Origin of the sequence: Streptomyces sp. NPDC091416 (genome assembly GCF_044756845.1) — a bacterium.
In the GTDB taxonomy this organism is placed as follows: Bacteria; Actinomycetota; Actinomycetes; order Streptomycetales; family Streptomycetaceae; genus Streptomyces.
On the sequence record NZ_JBIVTU010000012.1, the window covers coordinates 80,412 to 103,626 of the forward strand.

19 protein-coding genes and 1 tRNA gene are annotated in these 23,215 nt (G+C 71.4%); 5 read left to right on the forward strand and 15 right to left on the reverse strand.

The features are described 5' to 3' along the window. Nucleotides 1–63: 63 nt before the first annotated feature. Nucleotides 64–1,476, reverse strand: coding sequence for a cystathionine beta-synthase (locus ACIQMX_RS30685; RefSeq protein ID WP_363067493.1), 1,413 nt, complete (start codon nucleotides 1,474–1,476; stop codon nucleotides 64–66). A 163-nt stretch (nucleotides 1,477–1,639) separates the two neighbouring features. Here ACIQMX_RS30685 and ACIQMX_RS30690 point away from each other — a divergent pair, with 163 nt between their 5' ends. From ACIQMX_RS30690 to ACIQMX_RS30700, 3 genes are all read left to right on the forward strand, one after another. Continuing rightward, complete coding sequence (locus ACIQMX_RS30690) at nucleotides 1,640–2,695, forward strand: SGNH/GDSL hydrolase family protein (RefSeq protein WP_363067644.1); 1,056 nt, start codon at nucleotides 1,640–1,642, stop codon at nucleotides 2,693–2,695. A gap of 177 nt (nucleotides 2,696–2,872) precedes the next feature. After that, nucleotides 2,873–4,093, forward strand: a complete 1,221-nt coding sequence (locus ACIQMX_RS30695; protein ID WP_402482927.1) for an acetyl-CoA C-acetyltransferase — start codon at nucleotides 2,873–2,875, stop codon at nucleotides 4,091–4,093. Nucleotides 4,094–4,452: 359 nt separating this feature from the next. Continuing rightward, on the forward strand, nucleotides 4,453–5,322 hold the full coding sequence (locus ACIQMX_RS30700) for a hypothetical protein (RefSeq protein WP_363067489.1): 870 nt from the start codon (nucleotides 4,453–4,455) through the stop codon (nucleotides 5,320–5,322). Between the two features lie 111 nt (nucleotides 5,323–5,433). Here ACIQMX_RS30700 and ACIQMX_RS30705 read toward each other — a convergent pair whose 3' ends face one another. Both ACIQMX_RS30705 and ACIQMX_RS30710 read right to left on the reverse strand, forming a co-directional pair. Then, complete coding sequence (locus ACIQMX_RS30705; RefSeq protein WP_402482930.1) at nucleotides 5,434–5,751, reverse strand: hypothetical protein; 318 nt, start codon at nucleotides 5,749–5,751, stop codon at nucleotides 5,434–5,436. Between the two features lie 136 nt (nucleotides 5,752–5,887). Further along, complete coding sequence (locus ACIQMX_RS30710) at nucleotides 5,888–6,775, reverse strand: Bax inhibitor-1/YccA family protein (protein WP_363067485.1); 888 nt, start codon at nucleotides 6,773–6,775, stop codon at nucleotides 5,888–5,890. A gap of 402 nt (nucleotides 6,776–7,177) precedes the next feature. On the opposite strand from ACIQMX_RS30710, the gene ACIQMX_RS30715 reads away from it, so the two are divergent. Beyond that, on the forward strand, nucleotides 7,178–8,113 hold the full coding sequence (locus ACIQMX_RS30715) for an aldo/keto reductase (protein WP_402482933.1): 936 nt from the start codon (nucleotides 7,178–7,180) through the stop codon (nucleotides 8,111–8,113). 25 nt (nucleotides 8,114–8,138) lie between these two features. After that, nucleotides 8,139–8,483, forward strand: coding sequence for a MerR family transcriptional regulator (locus ACIQMX_RS30720; protein WP_402482936.1), 345 nt, complete (start codon nucleotides 8,139–8,141; stop codon nucleotides 8,481–8,483). Nucleotides 8,484–8,575: 92 nt separating this feature from the next. Here ACIQMX_RS30720 and ACIQMX_RS30725 read toward each other — a convergent pair whose 3' ends face one another. The 12 genes from ACIQMX_RS30725 to ACIQMX_RS30780 all read right to left on the reverse strand — a co-directional run bounded on the left by ACIQMX_RS30725 (nucleotide 8,576) and on the right by ACIQMX_RS30780 (nucleotide 23,202). Then, nucleotides 8,576–8,965: a DUF4259 domain-containing protein gene (locus ACIQMX_RS30725; RefSeq protein WP_363067640.1), complete on the reverse strand. Its 390-nt coding sequence runs from the start codon at nucleotides 8,963–8,965 to the stop codon at nucleotides 8,576–8,578. Between the two features lie 86 nt (nucleotides 8,966–9,051). Then, nucleotides 9,052–9,465, reverse strand: a complete 414-nt coding sequence (locus ACIQMX_RS30730; RefSeq protein WP_363067481.1) for a DUF3592 domain-containing protein — start codon at nucleotides 9,463–9,465, stop codon at nucleotides 9,052–9,054. A gap of 9 nt (nucleotides 9,466–9,474) precedes the next feature. Beyond that, a complete protein-coding gene (locus tag ACIQMX_RS30735) occupies nucleotides 9,475–9,924 on the reverse strand; it encodes a hypothetical protein (RefSeq protein WP_363067480.1) in 450 nt (149 codons plus the stop codon). 36 nt (nucleotides 9,925–9,960) lie between these two features. Then, nucleotides 9,961–10,551, reverse strand: a complete 591-nt coding sequence (locus ACIQMX_RS30740) for a hypothetical protein (protein WP_363067478.1) — start codon at nucleotides 10,549–10,551, stop codon at nucleotides 9,961–9,963. 25 nt (nucleotides 10,552–10,576) lie between these two features. After that, nucleotides 10,577–12,157 carry a hypothetical protein gene (locus ACIQMX_RS30745; protein WP_363067476.1) on the reverse strand — a complete coding sequence of 527 codons (1,581 nt, stop codon included), beginning with the start codon at nucleotides 12,155–12,157 and terminating at the stop codon, nucleotides 10,577–10,579. Nucleotides 12,158–12,375: 218 nt separating this feature from the next. Continuing rightward, nucleotides 12,376–13,521 carry a PP2C family protein-serine/threonine phosphatase gene (locus ACIQMX_RS30750; RefSeq protein WP_363067474.1) on the reverse strand — a complete coding sequence of 382 codons (1,146 nt, stop codon included), beginning with the start codon at nucleotides 13,519–13,521 and terminating at the stop codon, nucleotides 12,376–12,378. A 203-nt stretch (nucleotides 13,522–13,724) separates the two neighbouring features. After that, nucleotides 13,725–17,114: a S8 family serine peptidase gene (locus ACIQMX_RS30755; protein ID WP_363067472.1), complete on the reverse strand. Its 3,390-nt coding sequence runs from the start codon at nucleotides 17,112–17,114 to the stop codon at nucleotides 13,725–13,727. A 225-nt stretch (nucleotides 17,115–17,339) separates the two neighbouring features. Next, a complete protein-coding gene (locus ACIQMX_RS30760) occupies nucleotides 17,340–18,368 on the reverse strand; it encodes a helix-turn-helix domain-containing protein (protein WP_402482941.1) in 1,029 nt (342 codons plus the stop codon). A gap of 260 nt (nucleotides 18,369–18,628) precedes the next feature. Then, nucleotides 18,629–18,714: transfer RNA gene (locus tag ACIQMX_RS30765), tRNA-Leu, on the reverse strand. Between the two features lie 248 nt (nucleotides 18,715–18,962). Then, nucleotides 18,963–21,371 (reverse strand): glycosyl hydrolase 2 galactose-binding domain-containing protein, encoded by a 2,409-nt coding sequence (locus tag ACIQMX_RS30770; protein ID WP_402482944.1) that lies wholly within the window; start codon nucleotides 21,369–21,371, stop codon nucleotides 18,963–18,965. Next, entirely contained in the window at nucleotides 21,368–22,276 is a 909-nt protein-coding gene (locus tag ACIQMX_RS30775) for an ATP-binding cassette domain-containing protein (RefSeq protein ID WP_402482947.1), read from the reverse strand. The genes ACIQMX_RS30770 and ACIQMX_RS30775 overlap by 4 nt, the downstream gene beginning before the upstream one ends. Continuing rightward, nucleotides 22,261–23,202, reverse strand: coding sequence for an ABC transporter ATP-binding protein (locus tag ACIQMX_RS30780; protein WP_402482949.1), 942 nt, complete (start codon nucleotides 23,200–23,202; stop codon nucleotides 22,261–22,263). Before ACIQMX_RS30780 ends, ACIQMX_RS30775 begins: the two co-directional genes overlap by 16 nt. Nucleotides 23,203–23,215: the final 13 nt, after the last annotated feature.

A 23,215-nucleotide genomic window follows, 5' to 3' on the forward strand; every position in this document is an offset into this window, starting at 1 on the left:
GCCGGTGCTGCGGCCACGTGTCGCGCTCGTACCGTTTTCGCGAAGCGCGCGTTCCGGCCGGGGTTACGCCTTGGAGCCGGGCGCGGGCGCTTCCTTGGCGAGGAAGGCCAGCAGGTCCTGCCGGCTGACGACGCCCTTCGGCTTGCCCTCCACGAGCACGATCGCCGCGTCGGCCGCGCCCGTGCCGCCGAGCACCGCCATCAGGTCCTCGACCGGTTCGCCGGAGCCGACCTGCGGCAGCGGCGGCGACATGTGCTTCTCCAGCGGGTCGGTGAGCGAGGCCTGCTGGGCGAAGAGCGCGTTCAGCAGCTCCCGCTCGACGACCGACCCGATGACCTCGGCGGCCATCACGTCCGGGTGTCCGGCACCGGGCTTCACGATCGGCATCTGCGAGACGCCGTACTCGCGCAGCACGTCGATCGCCTCGCCGACGGTCTCCTCCGGGTGCATGTGGACGAGCGTCGGGATCGGGCCCGCCTTGTAGTCGAGGACGTCGGCGACGCGGGCGGACGGGCCGGTGTCCTCCAGGAAGCCGTAGTCGGCCATCCATTCGTCGTTGAAGATCTTGCTGAGGTAGCCGCGGCCGCTGTCCGGCAGCAGGACGACGACCACGTCGTCGGGTCCGAGGCGCTTGGCGACCTCCAGGGCGCCCACGACCGCCATGCCGCAGGAACCGCCGACCAGCAGCCCTTCCTCCTTGGCGAGCCGGCGGGTCATCTGGAAGGAGTCCTTGTCGGACACGGCGACGATCTCGTCCGTGACCGTCCGGTCGTACGCCGACGGCCAGAAGTCCTCGCCGACGCCCTCGACCAGGTACGGCCGGCCGGAGCCGCCGGAGTAGACCGAGCCCTCCGGGTCCGCGCCGATGACCTGGACGGCGCCGCCGCTGGCCTCCTTCAGGTAGCGGCCGGTCCCGCTGATCGTGCCGCCGGTGCCGACGCCCGCGACGAAGTGCGTGATCTTCCCGTCCGTCTGCTCCCACAGCTCGGGACCGGTGGTCTCGTAGTGGGAGCGCGGGTTGTTCGGGTTGGAGTACTGGTCGGGCTTCCAGGCGCCGGGCGTCTCACGCACCAGCCGGTCCGAGACGTTGTAGTACGAGTCCGGGTGCTCCGGGTCGACCGCCGTCGGGCAGACGACGACCTCGGCACCGTAGGCGCGCAGCACGTTGATCTTGTCCGTGGACACCTTGTCCGGGCAGACGAAGATGCACTTGTAGCCCTTCTGCTGCGCGACGATCGCCAGGCCCACGCCCGTGTTGCCGCTCGTCGGCTCGACGATCGTGCCGCCGGGCTGCAGCTCGCCGCTCTGTTCGGCGGCCTCGATCATGCGCAGGGCGATCCGGTCCTTGACCGATCCGCCGGGGTTGAAGTACTCGACCTTGGCCAGGACCGTCGCCTGGATGCCGGCCGTCACACTGCGCAGCCTCACCAGCGGGGTATTGCCTACGAGACTGATCATCGAATCGTGGAATTGCACCGTGTACTCCGGGGTCTCCGAGATGGTGCCGCAAGAGTATGCGTACGGGCACGAGATTGGGCGAAGCGATTGAACGACGGCCCCTTGGGGGCAGTTAGCTCTGTGTACGGCGGTAGGGCAGTACGGCAAGGAGGAGGTGGACCGGACTGTGTCGAGGGCAAGGGTGGCACGGCGGATCGCGGCGGGCGCGGCCTACGGCGGTGGCAGCATCGGGCTGCTGGGCGCCGCGGCGGTGGGCGTCCTGCTGGCGGAGGTCCAGCTGGCGAAGCGGCAGGTGGGAGGCGGCACCGCGCCGGTGCCGCCGAGCGCCGACGGCCGGTACGGGGTGGCGTTCACCGGCCCCGCGGAGCCGTTGAAGTTCGGGCTGCTCGGGGATTCCACGGCGGCCGGGCAGGGGGTGCGCCGGGCCGGGCAGACCCCGGGGGCGCTGCTCGCCTCGGGGCTCGCGGCGGTGTCGGAGCGGCCGGTGGATCTGCGGAACGTCGCGCAGCCGGGGGCCAGGTCGGACGATCTGGAGCGGCAGGTCTCGCTGCTGCTCGCGGACCCGGCGCGGGTGCCGGACGTCTGCGTGATCATGATCGGCGCCAACGACGTGACACACCGGATGCCCGCCACCCAGTCGGTGCGCTGTCTGACGACGGCGGTGCGCAGGCTGCGTACGGCGGGGGCCGAGGTCGTCGTGGGCACCTGCCCGGACCTCGGCACGATCGAGCCGGTCTACCAGCCGCTGCGGTGGATGGCCCGCCGGGTGAGCCGGCAGCTGGCGGCGGCGCAGACGATCGGCTCGGTGGAACAGGGCGGGCGCACGGTGTCGCTGGGCGACCTGCTGGGCCCGGAGTTCGAGGCGAACCCGCGCGAGCTGTTCGGCCCGGACAACTACCACCCGTCGGCGGAGGGGTACGCGACGGCGGCCATGGCGGTCCTGCCGACGCTCTGCGCGGTGCTCGGCCTGTGGCCGGAGACCGACCGGCTGGACGGGGCGCGGCGCGAGGACATGCTGCCGGTGGCCAAGGCGGCGTCCCAGGCGGCCAAGGAGGCCGGTACGGAGGTCACCGGGGCCCGGGCGCCCTGGGCGCTCCTCAAGCACCGCAGGCGGCGGCGTCTGCCCGCGCCGACGGAGCCGCATCCGCACCCGGAGATGCACGGGGAGGCGGGCGGTTCGACGCGGGTGGAACGGCATCCGAGCAGCGGCACGGACCCCTCGCCGCGGCACGCCTGAGGGTGTGCCGCGGCGGGCCCGGCACCCTTTCGCACCCCGCTCGGCAACAACGAACTGAGCGGTTGCTTAGAAAAGAGGCCCGCATCACACGCCCTGTCGGGTGACCTCGGCAGTACGTCCGGGTAACTTCCAGAGCAGTCCTGCCAGACAGCCTTCCAGCCCTCATGGAGCCGCGTGATGCCCGAAGCCGTGATCGTCTCTGCTGCCCGTTCGCCCATCGGCCGGGCCTTCAAGGGTTCGCTGAAGGACCTGCGCGCGGACGACCTGACCGCCACGATCATCCAGACCGCCCTCGCCAAGGTCCCCGAGCTGGACCCGAGGGACATCGACGACCTGATGCTCGGCTGCGGCCTCCCCGGCGGCGAACAGGGCAACAACCTGGGCCGCATCATCGCCGTGCAGATGGGCATGGACCACCTTCCCGGCTGTACGGTCACGCGCTACTGCTCGTCCTCCCTCCAGACCAGCCGCATGGCGCTGCACGCCATCAAGGCCGGCGAGGGCGACGTCTTCATCTCCGCCGGCGTGGAGATGGTGTCCCGCTTCGCGAAGGGCAACTCCGACAGCCTGCCCGACACCCGCAACCCGCTCTTCGCCGACGCCGAGGCCCGCACCGCGGCCCGCGCCGAGGAGTCCGGCGCGAGCTGGCACGACCCGCGCGAGGACGGCCTGGTCCCGGACGCGTACATCGCGATGGGGCAGACGGCGGAGAACCTGGCGCGGATCAAGGGCGTCACCCGTCAGGACATGGACGAGTTCGGCGTCCGCTCGCAGAACCTCGCCGAGCAAGCCCTGAAGAACGGTTTCTGGGAGCGCGAGATCACTCCGGTGACGACCCCGGACGGCACGGTGGTGTCCAAGGACGACGGTCCGCGTGCGGGCGTCACCCTGGAGGGCGTGCAGGGTCTGAAGCCGGTCTTCCGCCCCGACGGCCTGGTCACCGCCGCCAACTGCTGCCCGCTCAACGACGGGGCCGCGGCGCTCGTGATCATGTCCGACACCAAGGCGCGCGAGCTGGGCCTGACCCCGCTGGCGCGGATCGTCTCCACCGGCGTCTCGGGCCTCTCGCCCGAGATCATGGGCTACGGGCCGGTCGAGGCGAGCAAGCAGGCGCTGAAGCGGGCCGGGCTGACGATCGACGACATCGACCTGGCCGAGATCAACGAGGCGTTCGCCGCCCAGGTGATCCCGTCCTACCGCGACCTGGGTCTGCCGCTGGACAAGGTCAACGTCAACGGCGGCGCCATCGCCGTCGGCCACCCCTTCGGCATGACCGGCGCCCGGATCACCGGCACGCTGATCAACAGCCTGCAGTTCCACGACAAGCAGTTCGGCCTGGAGACCATGTGCGTGGGCGGCGGCCAGGGCATGGCGATGGTCATCGAGCGACTGAGCTGACCCGGAACGAGTGAGGCGAGAAGCCGGGGCGGACGCCGCCCCGGCTTCTCGCAACCCGGGGAAATCCCGTGACGCTCCGGATTCACCGGATCACCGCTCGGGGCGCCCGCCGGGCCCACACCGCCTTCCGGGCCCTCCGGCCGGACGAAGTGGCCGGTTCCGAGCCCCGACCGTGACCGAATCTCCCCCAGGATGTGACCTATCTCCTGGGGGATAGCCATTCCCGCAGGTCACACCCACACCAGGGCTAAACCCCAGGCACAAAGACCTGTCCAATTCGTGACGTAATGCACTGACACAGGGTGCCGGTACAGGACAAGCTGATGTAGGAAGTCGGAGGATCGATTGAAACCGGGAGTATGTCAGTGAGCGCCATGCCTCTTGCCCTGTTGCTGACCACCGCCGCCGCCACGGCCGTGGGCGCTGCCGCTCTGCACGCCGCTCACGGGCTGCGCCGGCAGGTGTCCGCCCTGCGGAGGGAGCTGGCCGACGGCCGCGCCCACAGTGCGGCCGTACCCGCTCAGAGCCGTACCGAAGCCACCCCTGCCGCGGAAATCCGTGCGGCGGTCGCCGAGGCGCTGGCCGAGGAGCGGGAGCGCGAGCTCGCCGAGGCCCGGGCCTTCTGGGCCACGCAGGAGGCGCGCGACGCCGCCGACGCCCCGTCCCTGCTGGGCGGTCTGGCCGGGCTGGGCGAGGACGCCCCGTTCTTCATGCCGCGCCAGAGCGACTTCGCCGGTCTGGAGTCGATGGACCTCGACGCCACGGAGGCGTTCGAGGAACTGACGGAGCTGGCCGAGCTCACGGAACTGGCCGACATGGCCGATCTCCCGGAGACCGCCGAGTTCGCCGAGGACTCCCCCGAGCTGGCCGCGGCACGCCGCCGCCACCCCTCGCACCCCGACTTCGTGCCGGTGCAGACGCCCGTCGTCACCGACCACGAGCGCACGGTGAACCGGCTGGAGGAGCTCGCCGACAGCCGGACCGAGCTCTCCGACGTGCGTCCCGGACCGCTGGGCACGCTCGATGTGTACGTCTTCGCCGACGGCACCACGCTCTGTATGACCCCCGGCCACCGCGAGACGGCCGAGCAGCTGGCCGCGTCCCTGCGGGCCGGTGAGCACCCGGTGCTCCTGGGCGGTTCCGGCGTCTCCGGCGCGTACGCGCTGACGTTCTCGTGCGGCAAGGACAACGTCTACATACTGGCCGACCGCGTCATCGCGAGCTTCTAGCCCGCGGACCGGTCTCCGGCCCCACACCCCCGGTGCCCAGCGGCTCTCGCCGGCCGCTGCCCCAGGACCGGGCGCGCTCGGCGCGCCCGTGACGAACGCCCGCGCGCACCCTTATGCGAAGGCCCGCGCGGCCGCTTCCTCGACGAACTGCACGGCCTCGTCCAGCTCCGCGGACGGGGCCATTTCCAGTGCCACGGCCAGATCCCGCCCCGCGACGGCGAGCTGGTCGCCGATGGCGAAGATCCCGGCGTCCGGCATGATCCGCGGCTGCCCGTCCGGCGCCTCCACACGCTGGGCCCGCACCGCGAGCTCCCTGGCCGCAGCCAGCCCTTCGGCCGCGGCTCCCCGCTGCAGCCTGCTCTGCGGGGCGGCGCGCAGCCGGTCGGCGAATCGGTCCACGGCGGTGATCAGGAGCGTCGTATCGAGCACTCCGCGACCCTACGCGCCCCTGCGGGACGGTTGCCAACGGGCCGGTGGCGCTGCGGTGAGGCGCACGACGGGAAACGGCCCGCAGGCTCCGTCCTTCCGGAGCCTGCGGGCCGTTCCTGCGATCGGACCGGCGTGACTAGTCGTCGCCGCTGAGGATGGAGAGCAGGCGCAGCATCTCCAGGTAGATCCACACCAGGGTCATGGTGAGGCCGAAGGCCGCCAGCCAGGACTCCTCGCGCGGGGCGCCGTACGCGATGCCGTCCTCGACCTGCTTGAAGTCCAGGGCCAGGAAGCACGCGCCGAGGATGATCCCGATGACACCGAAGAGGATGCCGAGGCCGCCGCTGCGGAAGCCCAGGCCGTCACCGCCACCGAACGCGGCGAACAGCAGGTTGACCACCATCAGGAGCATGAAGCCCATGGCGGCGGCCATCACGAAGCCGTAGAACCGGCGGGTGACGCGGATCCAGCGCATCTTGTACGCGAGCAGCACACCGGCGAAGACACACATGGTGCCCAGCACGGCCTGCATCACGACGCCCGGTGAGATGTACGTGCTCACCGCGCTGGAGATGACTCCGAGGAACACGCCCTCGAAGGCCGCGTACGCGATGATCAGCGCGGGGACGGGCTTGCGCTTGAACGACTGGACGAGCGACAGCACGAAGGCGATGATCGCGGCGCCGATGGCGATGCCGTACGACTTGCCCAGGTTGGCCTCGTCGACCGGCAGAAGCGCCCAGGCGAGCGCGGCACCGAGCACGACCGTGCCCAGCGTCATCGCCGTGCGGGTGACGACGTCGTCGATCGTCATCACACCGGAACGCGCCGGCGCCTGCGGGGCGCCGTACTGGGCGTCCGGCTGCGCGTAGGGGTTGGTGGCGTACGGGTTCGGGGCGGTGCCCTGCGCGTACGGGTTGGCACCCGCTACGGGGGCCCCGGCCTGCGGTGACGCGTTGAAGCCCGCGTAACCGTTGTCGCGGCTGAAGCCCCGTCGCGAGAAGACCGGGTTGCTGCTCCTCATCTCACTCCTCCATGGCCACCCAGCGTGGCCTTGCAACAAGAGTAATGGGTAGGCAAAACAATCTCCCTAGTGCCAGGGGAGGATCTTTCCGCGACCGGCCGGCGGGCCGCGGTCGCCCCGCTTCCCGCGCCGCACGCTCCACCCGGTCCGGGTGGCCCGCCCACCGGGCACGGTCGCCGGGCGCCGTGTCGCGGCCCTTCTCCCGCTGCCTCGTGACGCCGTCGAACAGTTCCCGTACGACGTCGGTGCGGACCGCGTGGCGCCGGGCCCCGGCGGTCGTGTGGACGAGGACCCGGTGGAGCGTCAGCACCCTGCCCTCTCCGCCCGGTCCGGAAGCGGGACCGGGACCGCTCGTCACGCTCGCTTGACCTGGAGCGCGCTCCAGATCCGACGATGGACGCCATGAACACCACTGAGCCCCAGATCGTCCTCGGCACCATGGACTTCGGCACCCGTGTCGCCCCGGAGCGGGCCTTCGCGATCCTCGACGCCTTCGTCGCCGGCGGCGGCGTCTGGCTGGACACCGCGAACTGCTACTCCTTCTGGAACGACCCCGCCGGTGTCGGCGGCGCCTCCGAGCGGGTCATCGGCGCATGGCTCCGGGCCCGCCCCGGCGTCCGCGACCGGGTGCGGATCGCCACGAAGGTCCGCCACAACCCGCTCGTCCCGCACGCGCCGGAAAGCGCCGAAGGACTCTCGGCGCGCGCCGTTCACGCGGGCGTCGAGGAGAGCCTGGGACGTCTCGGTGTGGACCACGTCGATCTGCTCTGGGCCCACGCCGAGGACCGCACCGTGCCGCTGGAGGAAACCGTCGGGGCCTTCGGCGAACTGGCCGCGAAGGGAGTGGCCCTGCGGATCGGGGCGGCGAACCATGCCGCCTGGCGCGTCGAGCGCGCCCGGTCACTGGCCCGGGAGCAGGGCGTCGAGCCGTGGACGTCCCTGCAACTGCGCCACTCGCTCGTCCAGCCGCGCCCGCTCACCCCCGTCGCTGAGGGCGGCCACCGCATGCTGACCGCCGAGGACCTCGACCTCGCGCGCGCGGAGGGGCTCGCCGTCTGGTCGTACAGCTCCCTGCTGTGGGGTTCCTACGTGCGCCCGGACAAGCCGCTTCCGGCAACCTACGATCATCCCGGGACCACCCGGGTGCTCGCGGTCCTGGACACCATCGCCGACGACGTCACGGCCACGAAGAACCAGGTCGTCCTCGCGTGGCTGATGCTCCAGGGAATCGATCCCATCGTCGGCGCGAGCCGGGTGGAGCAGATCGAGGAAGCACTCGCCGCACGCCGTGTGCGGCTCGGTGACGAGCACCTGGCACGCCTCGCCGAAGCCCGGTAGCGGCGGCGACAGAAGGAGTTCCCTGATGAGCCTCACCCCGGCCGCCGCCGCCGACCGCACGGGTGTCTCCATCGACACCCTGCGCTACTACGAGCGCGAAGGGCTCATCGGCCCGATCCGGCGCTCGGGAGGCGGGCGCAGGGAGTACACCGAGGACGACGTCTTCTGGATCGGACTCGTCACGTGCTTCCGCGATGCCGGTCTCGGCATCGCGGACCTGCGGGGGTTCGTCGCCATTCTGCGCGCCGAACACCCGCCTCAGGAGCGCGTCGCCTTCCTCCGCGAGCGCCGTACCGCCCTGGAGCAGCGGGTGGCGGCGCTGCAGCGGGCCATGGGGGTGCTCGACGACAAGATCGCCTACTACAGCTGAGCTCCGGGAGCACGCCCGGTCGGCAGTCCTCCGCAGCGCCGCCGACGACGCCGCCGCCGCCGGAAAGGGTGTCAGAAGGCGTCAGAGAGGTGTCACTCCGCCACGACCGCGCCCGCCGCCACCGCCGACGCCTCGGCCAGACGCTCGAACGTCTCGTTGAGCACCGCTCTGCGTTCGTCCTTGTAGTCCGGCTCCGGCTCCAGGCCGTCGATCGTCGACTCCCACACGGCCAGGAACTTCTTCTGCCAGGCCCGGATCACCTCGGGCGCCGGGAGGCTCACCCCCACCCAGCCCTGCCGGTCCAGGACGAGCAGCAGTTCCAGGTTGCAGGGGACGGTGACACCCCCGTACTCATCCGGTTCGAGCTCCACGGGGTCGCCGGCCATCGCCTCCGTCACCTCGGCCACCAGCCTTGCGGCCAGGTCCCCGAGGTGGTCCGCCGCCGTGTCGTTGTCGAAGTTGCCCGCGCCCCACGTGCCCACTGTTCCGCCTCCGCGTCGTGCGTCGTCGTTTCCGTACACGGATCACAGCAGAGGGCACTGACAGTCGACGCGCCGACGGCGGCCGGTCAGGAGAACAGGTTCTCCGGGAAGTCCGTGAGGAACATCAGCAGCACCAGCCCCATCAGCACCAACGAGACGGCCCCCTCGGTCAGCGCCGCGCGCGGGCTGCCCGCCAGGGTGGCCGTCCGGTGCGGGTCGGCGGGGTCGTAGCGGACCGTGACCCGCGCCCCCTCGTGGAAACGCTTGTTGCCGGTGTTCCGGAACTCGACCCATTCCCCGTTCTGCGCGGTGAACGCGAACACGTGCCAGGACCGCCGGTCGCCCGATGAGCCCGTCGCCGTGTCCCGCTCGTCCACCCGGATGCAGCGCGCCGGGGCGGACACGCCGGAGCGTGCGCCGCGGAGCTGCTGGAAGGTGCGGCCCAGTGATCTGAGCGCCACCAGCGCGACCACACCGATGAGTACGAGCGAGGTGTCCATGGTGTCCTTCTAACCGTTGCGCAGCCTGTCGACGAGGAAGCCCACCGCACACCCAACCACCAGGACCACCAACTGCACCAGGAACGTGATGACGGTGAGATCACTTCCCTGCGAGAAGAAGATCACCAGCTGGAGCGCGACGGCGGGAGTGAACGCCGCGATGAAGTGCCGTACCTGCGACTCCCGCGACGCGCCCCGGTGCACGGCCGCGGCGGCCCACACGCCCAGCGCCACACAGGCCGCGGACGGCAGGTGCAGCAGCAGGATGGTGCGGACCGGCGAGGCCATGCCCGTGACGTCGTCGCCCGTGATGACGTCCCAGACGAGAACGGCCAGGGCGAGCTGCGTCATCAGCGTCACGAGGATGCCCGCGGCCCAGGGCAGCATGAAGTTCATCAGCCGCGGCCGGTCCTGGGCGGAGGCGGGGGCGTACCCGCGGTATGGGTCGTATCTGGACATCTCGCTGCCTCTTCGTCGTCGCCCGGCGTTCGGGCGCTACTTCACCTGGATGCTGTCGACGATCTTCGTCCGGTCCGCGTCGCTGAGCTTGCCCTCCTGGGCGTCGATGCGGACGGAGTAGATCTTTCCTTCGGAGTCGACGCCCGTGATGACCACGCCGTCGACCTTTGCGCCCTTCGGGGGCGACTGCGGCACCCCGGTGCCGGTGTAGGTGAAGTCGATGCGCTTGGCATCCTTCGCACCCTCGATGCCCGCGTCCTTCGTGCTCTTCACCTCGGTGGTCGCCATGAGGAGCGCCCGGCCGACCGAGGCGGCGTCGTCACCGGTCGAGGCCTGGGCGAAGCCGCTCTGGATCGAGACCTTCACCGTCGGCCGGTCACCCTCGCTCTGCAGGGCGGCGGCGTCGTTGAGCTTGCCGCGCTCCGCCTTGCTCTGCTCGGTGAGGCCCGGCGGGTAGGCGAGCGACACCGTGGGTCCCGCGAGCTTCTTCCAGCCGCTGGGCGCGGCGGGCGCGGCGGTGTCCGATCCGCTCTCCCCGCCGCAGGCGGCGAGCATCAGACCGGCGGTGAGGACGGCGGTCGTGACGGCGGCAGTCCGGGCCGTCCGCCGGACGGAAAGCTTGGTCATGATCAGGTCTCCTTGTACCGGTGAATCACTTGGCACAGTAGCTGTACGGGAAGAACGCGCGCTGGCCTCCGGAGGGGGCCCCGAGGAACTCGGCCTTCGTCAGGCTCTTCTCCGACTCGGAGGTCGTGTAGGCACCGTTGATGCCGGCGATCTCCAGGTTGATGTCGAGACCGATCTCCTCGGACGAGGACGAGCCGTCGTACTCCTGCTTGCTGACCTGGCCGTGGTTGAACGCGTAGTGGCCGAACGGGTCGCCCGCGCCGGGGTCCTTGGTCGGCACCGGCGTTCCGGTGAACAGGTAGTTGAAGGCGCTGTTCATGCCCTGGCCGGAGAACATCTGGGCCTTGATGGCGTCGGACTCCGCCTGGGACAGGTTCTTGTCGTCCAGGGGGACGGTGGTGGTGATGACCTGGGTGGTCGTCCCGCCGCCCTTCGCGTTGCCGTTCACGTCGCCCTTGAGACCGGCGCTGGCCTCCGCCTTGCCCTCCAGGGTCCGCGTCATCGTGATGCTCTTGACCTTGCCGGTCTTGCTGTCGACCGTGACGGTGATGGCACCCGCCGCCGAACCGGCGGCCTCCGCGCCCGCCTTGGCCGGACCGGCCTCGCCCTTCGCGTACGCGCCGCCGGTGGCCTTGGCCTGGTACGTGTAGGCGTCGGTGTTGTTGATGTGGTTCTGCGTCAGCGTGACCTCGTGCGACCCGGAGATCTTCACGCCGGCCTCGACGGTGGCGCCGGGCTTCGGGGCCGGGGTGGTCGTGCCGTCCGGGTTGGTCGTGTCGGGGGCGTTCATCCCCGCGCCGAACTGGAAACCGGCCTGGGCGGCGACTTCGAGGCTGATCTTCTGCGTGGTGATGTGCTTGTTGCCGAGCTTGTCCTCGATGTTGTCCTTGAGGCGGCTCTCCTTGGCCTTCGGACCCTTGCCGAACCAGCTGGCTATCTCGGTGGAACCGCCGATGATGGGGCTGAGGTTGGAGAGCTTGTTCAGCCGGCTGAGCTTCTTGTACTCCTCCAGGTCCTTGCGGAACTGGTCCGCTTCCTCCTGGCTGTCGAAGACCCAGGTGTCGCCCGTGGTGACGGTGAGGCCGGCGCCGAGCTCGACCTTGTCCTTGCCCACGTCACCGATCTTGATGCGGGCCTTGGGCTTCTCCGTGCCCTTGATCGAGCCGGCGTCGGTGAAGGTGAGGGAGACCTGCTCGTCGTTGTCGTCGATCTTGCCGTCTTTGTTGACGTCCGTCTTGGCCTTGGTCGTCGTCTCCTCGAAACCGAACTCGCCACCGAACTCGATGCCGAGCGTCTCGAACGAGACCCCGAACTTGCCGCCCTGCGTGCCGGCCTTGGTCACGGTGGCGCAGGTGAGGGGCTCGAACGCGGCGTTGGGATCGCCGCTCGCCTCGCCTCCCTTGCCGCCGCATCCGGCGCTGCCGCCGCCGATCGACGAGACGAGGCACTGGATCCGGTCGGTGAGCTTCCCGCCGAGGCCGGCCGCCGCCATACCGCCGACCAGGGCGACAATGACGAGAATCGTGCCGAGGTACTCGAACGCGGTGGCTCCCCGGTCACCCCATCTGCTGCTGGGTATGGGCTCCCGGTACCTCGTCCGCGGCATGGCTTGTCCTCCCGTATGGCCTTAGGGCAGGGAGGTTACGAGAGGTACACCCGTTGCGGCACGGGCCCGTGGGCCCAAATACGGGACCTCATTGCGGACGTACGAGCAAACGGCAGTGGGCCCCAGTGGGTCCGGGCGGGGCATAGCGGAGATTTCGCGGAGCCGGGCCGCGGCAGCACCCGGGTCCGGGCACACGTGCGGCGGACCGGAACCCTGCCCTACGGAGCCCGGTGCGGTGCGCGGCGGACGGCGAGGACCGCGAGGTCGTCCTGCTGCACCCCGTCGGTGAACTCCCGCATGTCGTCGACGAGTGCGCCGGTCAGCCGGCCCGCGGTGATGTCCACGCGGCCGCCGAGCCGCTCCTGAAGCGGATAGAAGTCGCCCTCGCGCGAACGGGCCTCGGTCAGGCCGTCGGTGCACAGCAGCAGCGTGGACCCGGCCGGGAAGGCGAACCAGGCCACCGTGCGTGGTGCGTCGACCAGACTCGCCAGGCCCAGCGGCACGTGCTCGTCGCCCTCGCCGACGACGGTGACGGCACCCTCGTGCAGCAGGTAGGGCGGGATGTGGCCGCACCCCACGACCTGGGTGTCGGTGCCCGTGCCCACCCCCAGGACGAGCGCGGTGACGAACCGTTCGGGCTCGCCGCGCTGTCCGGCGTAGTCGTTGTGCCGGACGACCGCCGCCTCCAGCGCGTCGACGAGCGCGGTCACCGTCGGCTCGCGGTGGGCGGCTTCCCGGAAGGCCCCGACCACGTCGATGGCCATACCGATGGCGGGCAGGCCCTTGCCCTGGACATCGCCGATCAGGATCCGGGTGCCCCAGGCAGTGGCCACCACGTCGTAGATGTCGCCCCCGACGAGCTTGTCCTCCTGCAAGGGCTCGTACACGCCGTCGACCAGGACGTCCTCGGTGAGCAGCGGAAGCGGCCGCAGGATCTGCCTCTGCATCGCCGCGGCGGTGGACCGCAGCCGCACCAGGGCGCCCTCACGCGTGATGCGCACCCGCGCGCCGTAGACGGCCAGCATGCCGAAGGCGACGGCGAACACCGTCAGGATCACCCGGTCGAGGAACCGCTCCCCGGGCTGGAAGACCGCCGGCGCGATGACGACGAGACTCACCCAGGCGGAGACCATCGCCGTCTGGCGCGGGCTGCACAGCGCGGCGGCGAACGCCGGGAGGAACACCAGCAGTCCGAGAAGGATCACCGCGGTCCCGGTCAGCAGACCGAAGACCACCACCACGGCCGTCGCCGCCAGGGTCGCCAGGACGACGCTGCGGGTGGAGGGCGTGCGGATGGCGACGTCCTCGTCGCCGTCCGACGCGATCTGTGCCGAGGACTTCGCCGCGCGCAGCGGACCGGACATGCGGGGATCCTTCGGCGACGGGGCGTCGCGCATGCGTGTGCCGCACGCGGAAACGGACAGGGCGGCCTCGATCCTCCCTTCCCGTGACGTGGCCGTGAGGAGGCTGGCCGCCGTCCGGACGAAGTGCGTCCGGACGGGTGAGGCGCGGAAGGCCGGTCCGGTCCCCACGGGCGGGGACCGGACCGGCCGGGGCGTGGTGCCCGTTACCGCACGTCGTAGGCGCGGGTGAGGGTCTGTGTGACCGTGTTGTGGCGGGAATCGGTGAGGGCGGCCTTCAGCATGACCTGCTCACCGGAGGCGCCGGTGTGGTCGACGAGGGCCGTCCACTTGCCGTCCCTGTGCTGGATCGGCGCCTGGGTCCAGGTGGCACCGCCGTCGTAGGAGTAGGACAGCGAGGCCTCGGTGATCGTGCCCGGGGTGTATCCGGCGTGGCCCTCGGCCGACAGGCCGACCTTGATGCCGCCGCGTGCGGGCAGGGTGTTCATGCCGTCCGCCGGCAGGTCGTACGACGGGAAGAGGATCGGCAGGCCGCGGGAGTAGACGTCCGGCTCCAGACGGGAGCGGAAGCCCCAGGTGGTGGTGACCGCGGTGGAGCGCAGCCAGGGCTTGTCCGAGGTGGGGATCTTCTCCAGGTTCTGGGTGAGCTCGTACGCGGAGTCCCCGGCCGGGACCCTGAACACGTCGTACGGATAGGCGCTGGTGGCGATCTGCTCACCGTCGCGCTTCAGCGCGAGGTTGCCGAGGTCGCCGAACGACCCGCCGTAGGACCAGTGGTCACCGGATCCGTCGACCCACAGGGCGCTCTGGAAACCGATCAGGTCGCCCTGCCGCTCGGCCGCCAGCGCCAGGTCGCCGGCGCGGTCCCGGGCAGCGCCCGGCCGCAGGGGGCCGCCGTACCACTCCTCGGCGCGCCGTTCCCCGGCCCGGTACGTGCGGTCCCGGTCGCTCATGAACGCGGCGAACGGGAAGCTGGACAGCGCACCGTGCAGCCAGACGTCGTCTCCGGGGGTGTAGTAGGCGGTACGGGTGCCGGGCACCGTGACCGGGTCGAGCAGGTTGACCGTGATGGAGGTGTTGGGGTTCCAGGACGGGACGATGAACAGTCCGTCGAGGTAGTCGGCCGCCTTGCCGAGGGCGTTCCACTTCTCGGTGACCCGGGCCAGCCCGGAGTCGCCCACCCGGTAGGTCCGGTCGGACGTGATCGGACCCTCGTTCGGGAACGTGAGGTTGTAGACGTAGGGCGAGCCGCCCTCCGAGCCGGTCGCGCGCCAGGTGGGACGGAACTCGAAGAAGCCGTTCTTCGCGCGCCCGTCGACGGAGGCGTAGAACTTCTGCACGTCACCGCCCGCCATCAGCGAGCCGCTCAGCTGCCAGGTGTCGTCCCAGGTGCGGGCGTAGCTGAACGTGGTGTGGCCGATCTCCGAGGGCCGGTCGGTGTGCACGCTCAGCCGGTGGGCCTTGCGGGCGTCGAGGACGACGGTGGTGTCACCGGTGACACGGAGCTGCGGGCGCCCGAGGTAGGCCATCGATTCGGGGGCGTTGCCCGCGTCGTACGAGGCCACGAACGCGGAGAGGGCGTAGTCGCCCGGGCGCACGCGGAAGGTCTGGTCGGCCGCGCCCTGGTTGCTGCGGCGCTCGCCGCTGTCGGTGTCGAGGCTGACCATGTCCAGGGAGGACGGGCCGGTCGCGGGCCTGCCGTTGCGGTCGATGACCTTGACGCGGAGGGTGACGGTCTCCGGCTCGACGTAGAGCGTGATCGGCACGGAGATGTGCGTACCGCCGCCGGCCGCCATGATCCTGCCGGTGACCGCTCCGTACTGGGAGGCCTTGAGACGGGCGGTGGGGTCGATGCGCACCGGCACCTCGACCGTGGAGCCCGCGGGGACGGTCACCTTGCCCTGCGCGGGCTTGATGACGGCGGAGGCGACAGCGCTGCCGTCGTTGCCGTGCACGCCTTCGGTCCTGAGGCCGAGAACGACCGCGTCGGTGCCGGTGTTGGTGAAGGGGACCTCCACGGTGGTGCGGTCCGAGGCGTCCTGCGGCCAGTTGTAGCTGCCGCCCTGGACGGCGGGCGCGGAGAGCACCTTCTGGTGCACCGCCGCGTGCACGTCGAGCACGCCGGCGCCGGTCTCGTCGGCGCCCGCGACCTTTCCACCGGTACGGGCGGAGGAGACGAGGGCCGCCTTGATCTGCTGCGCGGTCCAGTCCGGGTGGGACTGCCGGACGATGGCCGCGGCGCCCGCGACGTGCGGGGTCGCCATGGAGGTACCCGACATCGACCGGTAGGCGTACACGCCGCGCCCGCCCGCGGAGGCGGCCGAGATGTCGACCCCGGGTGCGGCGATCTCGGGCTTGAGGGTGTGGGTGACGGCCACCGGGCCGCGGCTGGAGAACTGCGCGGTGGTGTCGTCGCGGTCGACGGCGCCCACGGTCAGCACGCCGGGCGCGCAGCCGGGCGAGGAGACCGTCCCGGTGCCGGCGCCCGCGTTGCCCGCGGCGATCACGAACAGGCTGTGGGTGTTCCGGGAGAGCTCCTGCGCGGCCTGGGCGAGCGGATCGGCGCAGTCACCGATCTCGGAGTTGCCCAGGCTCATGGAGACGACATCGGCCTTCTGGTCGACGGCCCACTGCATACCGGCGATGATCCAGGAGCTCAGACCGGAGCCGCCGTCGTTGAGGACCTTGCCGATGAGCAGACCGGTTCCGGGGGCGACGCCCTTCTTCCGGCCCTGGCTTGCCGCACCGGAGCCGCCGACGGTGGAGGCGGTGTGGGTGCCGTGGCCCTGCCGGTCGGCGGTGTCGGGCGAGTCCGTGAAGTTCTCCGCCGCCTCGACCCGGTTCACCAGGTCGGGGTGTCCGGCGTCCACGCCGGTGTCCAGCACGGCGACCTTGGTGCCCTTGCCGTCGTAGCCCTCGGCCCAGGCCTCCGGCGCGTGGACCTGCTTCGTCGAACGGTCCAGCGTGGCCTTGACCTTGCCGTCCAGCCACAGCTTCTTCAGCGGGGCGGCAGCCCGTGAGCGGGGGGCGCTGACGTCCTGCCAGAAGGCGGCGGCGCCGTCCTTGCCGGCCTTGAGCGCGACGCCGTTCACCGCCGGGAGGCTCAGGCCCCGCTCGGCTCCACGGGGGGCCGCCGGTGCGAGGGCGGCGACGTCGACCCGGTTCTCGTACGTGGCGATGAGGGGCAGCTCGTCGGCGTGGGCGTCGTCGTAGCCCTGGCGTATGAGCCCGCTGACGTTGAACAGCTGCTCGTCGACCCTGCCCTCGGCGAGCGCCTGCGAGGCGTCCTCCGGGTAGACGTAGAGGTCCTTGCCCAGCTGGCGGGTCTGCATGAGCGGCTGCGATCCGTCCTTGCGCGGCAGGACGGCTGCCGAGCTGCGGCCCGACGGGTCCGTGGTCACCAGCACCTTGTCGCCGGTGACGAGGGTGACCGTCACCTGCCTGCCGGCGGAAGCCGCGGTTCCGCTGCCGATGAGGGGTCTGTTCCCCGAGGCGCCGTCGGTGGGTGTACCCGCCGCCCCGGACGGCGTGACCGTGGTCAAGGCCAGGACGGCGGCGGTCGCCGCGCCCCAGGCTATTCGCCCAATCGAATGCATGATTCTCCCTGCTCGAATCCATGAACATGCCGTGCTGCGGCTGCATCCTGGCAGGGATACGGGGCGCTCAGGGGGGCCGTGCCTGGCGGGTTTCCCACGTGGCGGAAGTCCGACATCCCGCCACAATTGGAGGGCGGGACCGTCGACTCGCTTACAGACTGGTGAAGTTGAGGGAACCGAGCGCTGTCGCAGCCCCGGTCCGGGTGCGCGGGTGCGCGCTCCGGCTCAGAGCCAGCCGACGCGTGAGGCGTGCCAGCCCAGCTGAAGCCGCGAATCGACGCCGGCGAGATCCATCAGGTGCCGCACGCGTCGCTCGACCGTACGGATCGACAGTCCCAGTTCGGAGGCGGCCCGCCGGTCGGAGAACCCTGTCAGCAGGAGGGCGAGGACCTCCAGCTCCTCGGCCGTCGGCTGATCGCCCGCCGGCTCCTCGCTCGCTCCCGCGCCAGTCGTGAACATCGGCCGGCCCTGGGCCCACTCCCTCTCGAAGAGATGGACCAGGGCTGTCAGCAGGCCGCTGGGATGAACCACGATCGCGCTCGGCTCGCCCCCGGACTCCGTCATGTCCAGCGGCACCATGGCGCGCTCGCGGTCCGAGACGACCATCTTCAGCGGCAGCGAGTCGGCCAGCCGCAGCGCGAGGCCCGCCGCCACGGCCTCCCGCACGTCCTGCACGATCTCATGCCCTGCGAGGTAGTCCTTGTCGGCCACGACGCGGAAGTCGACCCCCCGTTCGAGCGCGGAGCTCTCCGACGTGTCGGTGTCCGCGCGCGGCACGGCGGTGGGAGCACCGACGAGGAAGACGAGCAACTCCCGCTGGGCCCCGCGCTGGAGCTGGAGGAACCGGTGAGCGACCTGCTCCACGCCCACGACCACCTCCACGACGCCGCCGGCCGTGCGCGCGGCAGTGGTGCGGTACTGCTCGGTCAGCTTGGAGAAGGCGGTCTCGGCCAGGTGCAGGGCGTTGCGCTGCTCGGCGAGGAGAGGGGCCAGAGCCACCGACGGTGGCGTGAGCCGGTAGCGGGAGGGCGGCAGAACGTCCTTGCCGCCGGCCGGGTCCGGAGCGGCGGTCACGGCCTCACGGGTGACGGCGACGACCAGACCGCGTGCGGCGAGGTCGAGCAGGATCCTGTCGCAGGCGGCCTCACCGAGTCCGGACTGCAGGGCGAGGTCCCGGGCGGAGGCGGACGGGCGGACCAGCAGCGCCGTGTAGACGGCCTCTTCGGCCGGGCCCAGTCCCAGCGCCTGCAGCATCCGACTCCCCTCGGGCGGCGCCGGTGTCCGGCCCTGGCGCAGCTCGCGCGAACCGCGCGGATCCCTCTCGCCCGAACCCTATCCCCCGCTCCCCCGGCAGAGGGTCCCCGTGCCGTCGGAAAGTGCGGCCGCTCGCCGGGGGCGCGCCTTCCCGGCCCGGTACACAAGGGGGGTGCGCGCTGCGGCAGGCGGCCTGCGTGCGGATGCCCGGACGGCGGACCGCCAACGGCCGGCCGGCTCCCCCTGGACGAACCGCGTGGTGGTGCCCGGAACCGGACTCGAACCGGTACGCCCCCGAGGGGCAGCGAGGTTTAAGCTCGCCGTGTCTGCATTCCACCATCCGGGCTTGGCGCGCGGCTCCGCGTTGGCACATGACCCTATCCGGGGGCTCCCCCCGGCCGGACGGACAGTGGCGCGATGTTGTCTTATTTTATTGATCGCTTGAGGGTCCGTCAGCACACGTCCGCGGCATAGTCATATGGCTGGGCGGGGTGGCGGGTGCGGCGGCCGCGTATCCGAATTGACGGAAAGTCGCCGCACCCACACAGCCGATTCGCCAGGGGCGCGCCATGGATCGCCAGGGGCGCGCCACCCCTACCGGGCGAGGCCCTCGTTCACGCACCTCAGCACCGGGTGCGCGCCCAGCGCCTCCGGGTCCGCCAGGACCGCTCCTGTGATCATGAACACCGCGCTCTCCCCGGGCAGCAGCGTGACGAGCATCTCGTCCACCTCGGCCGCCGGGTCGAGCCGGTCCGGGAAGAGCGCGAGGTCCCGCAGCAGGGTGCGGGCCGTCACCTCGACACGGTAGCCGGGCGCCCCGCCCCCGTTCTCCGTCACCGTGACGTCGTACCGGGCCTGCGGCAGCGCGAGGCGGGTGTCCTCCTCGTAGAACTCCACCGCCCGGGTACCGCCCAGGCGTGCGACCAGGAGCTCGCGGGTCCGGTCGGCGGGCTCGGCGACCGACGGCGGCAGCGGGACCCGGGAGACCGCGCGCGCGGCCGTGCTCACGACCACCTCCTCCTCGGCCAGTACGGCCCCGTCCAGTCCGTGGCGGGTGAGGCGCAGGGTGCCCGCCCAGGGCGTGGGGGCGTCGTTGACGAGATGGACGGCGCCGTCGCGCACGGCGATCAGACGGTCCGCGTACACGGCCCGCAGGGCGTACCAGAGCGGCTTGCGGCGGCCGTCGCCGTCGACGGCCGACCAGGAGACGACCGGCCAGCAGTCGTTGAGCTGCCACACGATCGTGCCCATGCAGTACGGCGTGTGGGAGCGGAAGTGCCGGATGCCGAAGGCGACCGCGCGGGCCTGGTTGAGCTGGGTGAGCCAGTGCCAGTCGTCGAAGTCCGCGCCGGGCTGCGGCAGGTGGTCGCCCAGGCCCCGCAGCAGCTTGGCGTTGCCGTCCTCGGCCTTCTGGTGGTGGGCCAGCAGCGGGGCGTCGGGGGCCGGCGGGCCGCTGATCGCGCGGCGCAGGGTGGCGTACGCGGGCGGGCCCTGGAAGCCGAACTCGGCGACGAAGCGGGGCACGCGGTCGGCGTAGGCCCGGTAGTCGGCCCGGTTCCACACGTCCCAGATGTGGATGGTGCCGTGCGCCGGGTCCTGCGGGTGGATGTCCTCGGTGCCGGAGTAGGGCGAGCCGGGCCAGTAGGGGCGGGTCGGGTCGGTCCCGGCGACGATCGCGGGGAGCAGCTCGTGGTAGTAGCCGTGGCCCCAGGTGCGGTCGCCCAGTTCCTTCTGCCAACCCCAGTCGGCGTGGCCCTCCAGGTTCTCGTTGTTGCCGCACCACAGGACGAGTGCGGGGTGCGGGGAGAGGCGGATGACGTTCTCCCGGGCCTCGGCCGCCACCTCGTCCCACAGCGGCTGCTCCTGCGGATAGGCGGCGCAGGCGAAGGGGAAGTCCTGCCAGACCAGCAGGCCCTTCTCGTCGGCCAGTTCGTAGAAGTCGTCGCTCTCGTAGAGGCCGCCGCCCCAGATCCTGATCAGGTTGACCCCGGCCGCGACCGCCTGGTCGAGGCGGTCGGAGATCCGCTGCCGGGTGACGCGGGCGGGGAAGCAGTCCTCGGGGATCCAGTTGACGCCGCGTACGAAGACGGGCTCGCCGTTGACGACGAAGCGGAACGCCTCGCGCTCCAGCACGACCCCGCGGAAGCCGGTCCTGCCCTGCCATGCGCGTGCGCCGAGGCGGACGGTGACGTCGTACAGGCGCTGCTCGCCGTGACTGTGGGGCCACCAGAGCTCCGCTCCGGGGACGGCGAGGGTGGCGGTGGCCCGGTCCTCACCGGCGAGGACGGTGAACGGGGCGCGCTCGCCCGCGACCTCCACCACGGCTTCGAGGGCCTCCTGGCCGGACCGGTCGACGTCGAGGGTGACGGTCAGGCGCGGCACCCCCGCCTCGTCGAGATCCGGGAGCAGGGTGACCGACGCGATCCGCGGACCGCTCCACGTCTCCAGGGCCACCGGCCGCCAGATGCCGGACGTGACGAGCGTCGGCCCCCAGTCCCAGCCGAAGTTGCACGCCATCTTGCGGATGAAGGCGTACGGCTCCGCATAGGCGCCGGGCCGGTCGCCGAGCCGGTCGCGCAGTTCCTCGGCGTAGGTGTACGGGGCGGTGAACCGTACGTCGAGGGTGTTGGCGCCCTCGGCCAGCAGGGCGCGGACGGGGAAGCGGTAGCTGCGGTGCTGGTTGGCGGTGCGGCCCACCTCGATGCCGTTGAGCAGGACGGCGGCGACGGTGTCGAGGCCGTCGAAGCACAGGTCGGCGTGGTCGTGCCCGTCCGGCGTCCAGTCGAACGTGGTCCGGTACGTCCAGTCGGTGCGGCCGATCCAGGTCAGCCGGTCCTCGTTGTCGTCCAGGTACGGGTCGTCGATCAGCCCCGCCGCGAGCAGGTCCGTGTGGACGCAGCCGGGCACGGTGGCGGGGACGCCCCCTGTGGGGAGCCCCACGGGCACGGCACTGTCCGCGCCGAGCGTCCAGCCTTCGTGGAGGGGCAGGTGGCGAAGGGTCACGCGGAGGTCCTTCCGCAGTCGGGGAGCTGGGCACAGGCGACGAAGTGGTCCGGCTCGGTCTCGTACAGGTCGGTGTCCCGGTCTCCGCCTTCGTGGAAGGCGCAGCTCTCCAGCGGCTCGGGCGGGTCCCACGGGGTGTTGAGCCGGGGCACGGCGGCCAGCAGGGTGCGGGTGTAGGGGTGGAGCGGGTTGCCGAACACCTTCTGGGTGTCGCCGCGTTCGACGACCCGGCCGCGGCGCAGTACCACGGTCTTCTCCGCCAGGTAGGTGCCGAGCGCGAGGTCGTGGGTGATGTAGAGGACGCCGAGGCCGCGTTCCTTGAGGGCGGCCAGGAGGTTGAGGACGTCGATGCGGGTGGAGGCGTCGAGCATGCTGGTGATCTCGTCGGCGACCAGGAAGCTCAGGTCGAGCAGGAGGGCGCGGGCGATGAGGAGGCGTTGCAGCTGGCCGCCGCTGAGCTGGTGCGGGTAGCGGCCGAGGACCTGCCCGGGGTCCAGGCGGACGTCCCGTACGGCCTTCTCGACGCGGTCGGCCCACTCCTTGTCGGAGACGCCCGGGTGGTAGGCGCGGCGGATCATGTCGAAGACGCGGTCGGCCCGGAAGACCGGGTTGTAGCAGGAGAAGGGGTCCTGGAAGACGCCCTGGACGCGGCGGTAGAAGTCCTTGCCCGGGCGGACGGGGCGGCCGTCCAGGGTGAGGCTGCCGGAGCTGACGCCGGTCAGGCCGAGGATCATCCGGCCGATGGTGGACTTCCCGCTGCCGCTCTCGCCGATGAGGGAGACGACCTCGCCGGGTTCGGCGGTGAAGGACACCCGGTCCACCGCGGTGACGGAACCGCCGCCGAACGCGCCGGCGCGGTAGGTCTTGGTGACGTGGTCGAGGGTCAGCATCAGGCCTTCCAGCATGCGACGGAGTGACGGGGGGCGATCTCCAGGACCGGAGGTTCCTCGGCGCACTGCTCGTCGGCGAGCGGGCAGCGGGCGCGGAAGCGGCAGCCGGCCGGGGGGTTCAGGAGGGAGGGCGGGGCGCCCGCGATGCCCTTGAGGGGCTTGTCGGCGTACCGGGCGCCGACCTCGGGCAGCGAGCCGAGCAGGAGCTTGGTGTACGGGTGGCGGGGCGCGGTCGTCAGGACCTTCGTGGGCGCCTTCTCGGCAAGCCTGCCCGCGTACATCACCATGATCGAGTCGGCGATGTGCGAGGTGAGTCCGAGGTCGTGCGTCACGAAGATCATGCTGGTGACCAGGCCCTTGTCGCGCAGCCCGGTGAGCGCTCCGACGACGGCGCGCTGGGTGGAGACGTCGAGGGCCGAGGTGACCTCGTCGGCGATGAGGACGGACGGGTCGAGGAGGGTGGAGATCACCATGACGGTGCGCTGTTTCATGCCGCCGGACAGCTCGATCGGATAGCGGTTCAGGACGTCGTGGTCCAGGCCCACCAGATCGAGGCGGCGGTGCAGTTCGGGCGTGTCCACGCTGACGCCGCGGGAGGCGAGCAGCTCGCGGATCATGCGTCCGATGCGCCGGGTCGGGTTGAGGGCGCTCATGGAGTACTGCGGTACGAGCGATATCCGGTGGAAGCGGAAGGCGTTCATCGCCCGGTCGTCGGCGACCGGCACGTCGTCACCGTCGAGGGTGACGGTGCCGCCCGCGTGCCGCATCCGGCCGTCGAGGCGGATCAGCGACTTGCCGAGCGTCGTCTTGCCGCAGCCGGACTCGCCCGCCAGGCCCAGGATCTCCCCGTCGGCCAGGTCGAAGGAGACACCGTCCAGGGCCCGGACCTCGCCGCGCAGGGTGCGGTAGTGGACCCGCAGGTCGGTCACGGTCAGGGTCATGTGCTCAGGGCCT

Coding starts and splice junctions, on each gene's coding strand:
- ACIQMX_RS30720 (WP_402482936.1), top strand. CDS start 8,139: ATGAGCCTCACCCCGGCCGCCGCCGCCGACCGCACGGGTGTCTCCATC.
- ACIQMX_RS30700 (WP_363067489.1), top strand. CDS start 4,453: ATGTCAGTGAGCGCCATGCCTCTTGCCCTGTTGCTGACCACCGCCGCC.
- ACIQMX_RS30780 (WP_402482949.1), bottom strand. CDS start 23,202: ATGACCCTGACCGTGACCGACCTGCGGGTCCACTACCGCACCCTGCGC.
- ACIQMX_RS30740 (WP_363067478.1), bottom strand. CDS start 10,551: ATGACCAAGCTTTCCGTCCGGCGGACGGCCCGGACTGCCGCCGTCACG.
- ACIQMX_RS30715 (WP_402482933.1), top strand. CDS start 7,178: ATGAACACCACTGAGCCCCAGATCGTCCTCGGCACCATGGACTTCGGC.
- ACIQMX_RS30750 (WP_363067474.1), bottom strand. CDS start 13,521: ATGTCCGGTCCGCTGCGCGCGGCGAAGTCCTCGGCACAGATCGCGTCG.
- ACIQMX_RS30755 (WP_363067472.1), bottom strand. CDS start 17,114: ATGCATTCGATTGGGCGAATAGCCTGGGGCGCGGCGACCGCCGCCGTC.
- ACIQMX_RS30710 (WP_363067485.1), bottom strand. CDS start 6,775: ATGAGGAGCAGCAACCCGGTCTTCTCGCGACGGGGCTTCAGCCGCGAC.
- ACIQMX_RS30760 (WP_402482941.1), bottom strand. CDS start 18,368: ATGCTGCAGGCGCTGGGACTGGGCCCGGCCGAAGAGGCCGTCTACACG.
- ACIQMX_RS30735 (WP_363067480.1), bottom strand. CDS start 9,924: ATGTCCAGATACGACCCATACCGCGGGTACGCCCCCGCCTCCGCCCAG.
- ACIQMX_RS30730 (WP_363067481.1), bottom strand. CDS start 9,465: ATGGACACCTCGCTCGTACTCATCGGTGTGGTCGCGCTGGTGGCGCTC.
- ACIQMX_RS30775 (WP_402482947.1), bottom strand. CDS start 22,276: ATGCTGGAAGGCCTGATGCTGACCCTCGACCACGTCACCAAGACCTAC.
- ACIQMX_RS30695 (WP_402482927.1), top strand. CDS start 2,873: ATGCCCGAAGCCGTGATCGTCTCTGCTGCCCGTTCGCCCATCGGCCGG.
- ACIQMX_RS30745 (WP_363067476.1), bottom strand. CDS start 12,157: ATGCCGCGGACGAGGTACCGGGAGCCCATACCCAGCAGCAGATGGGGT.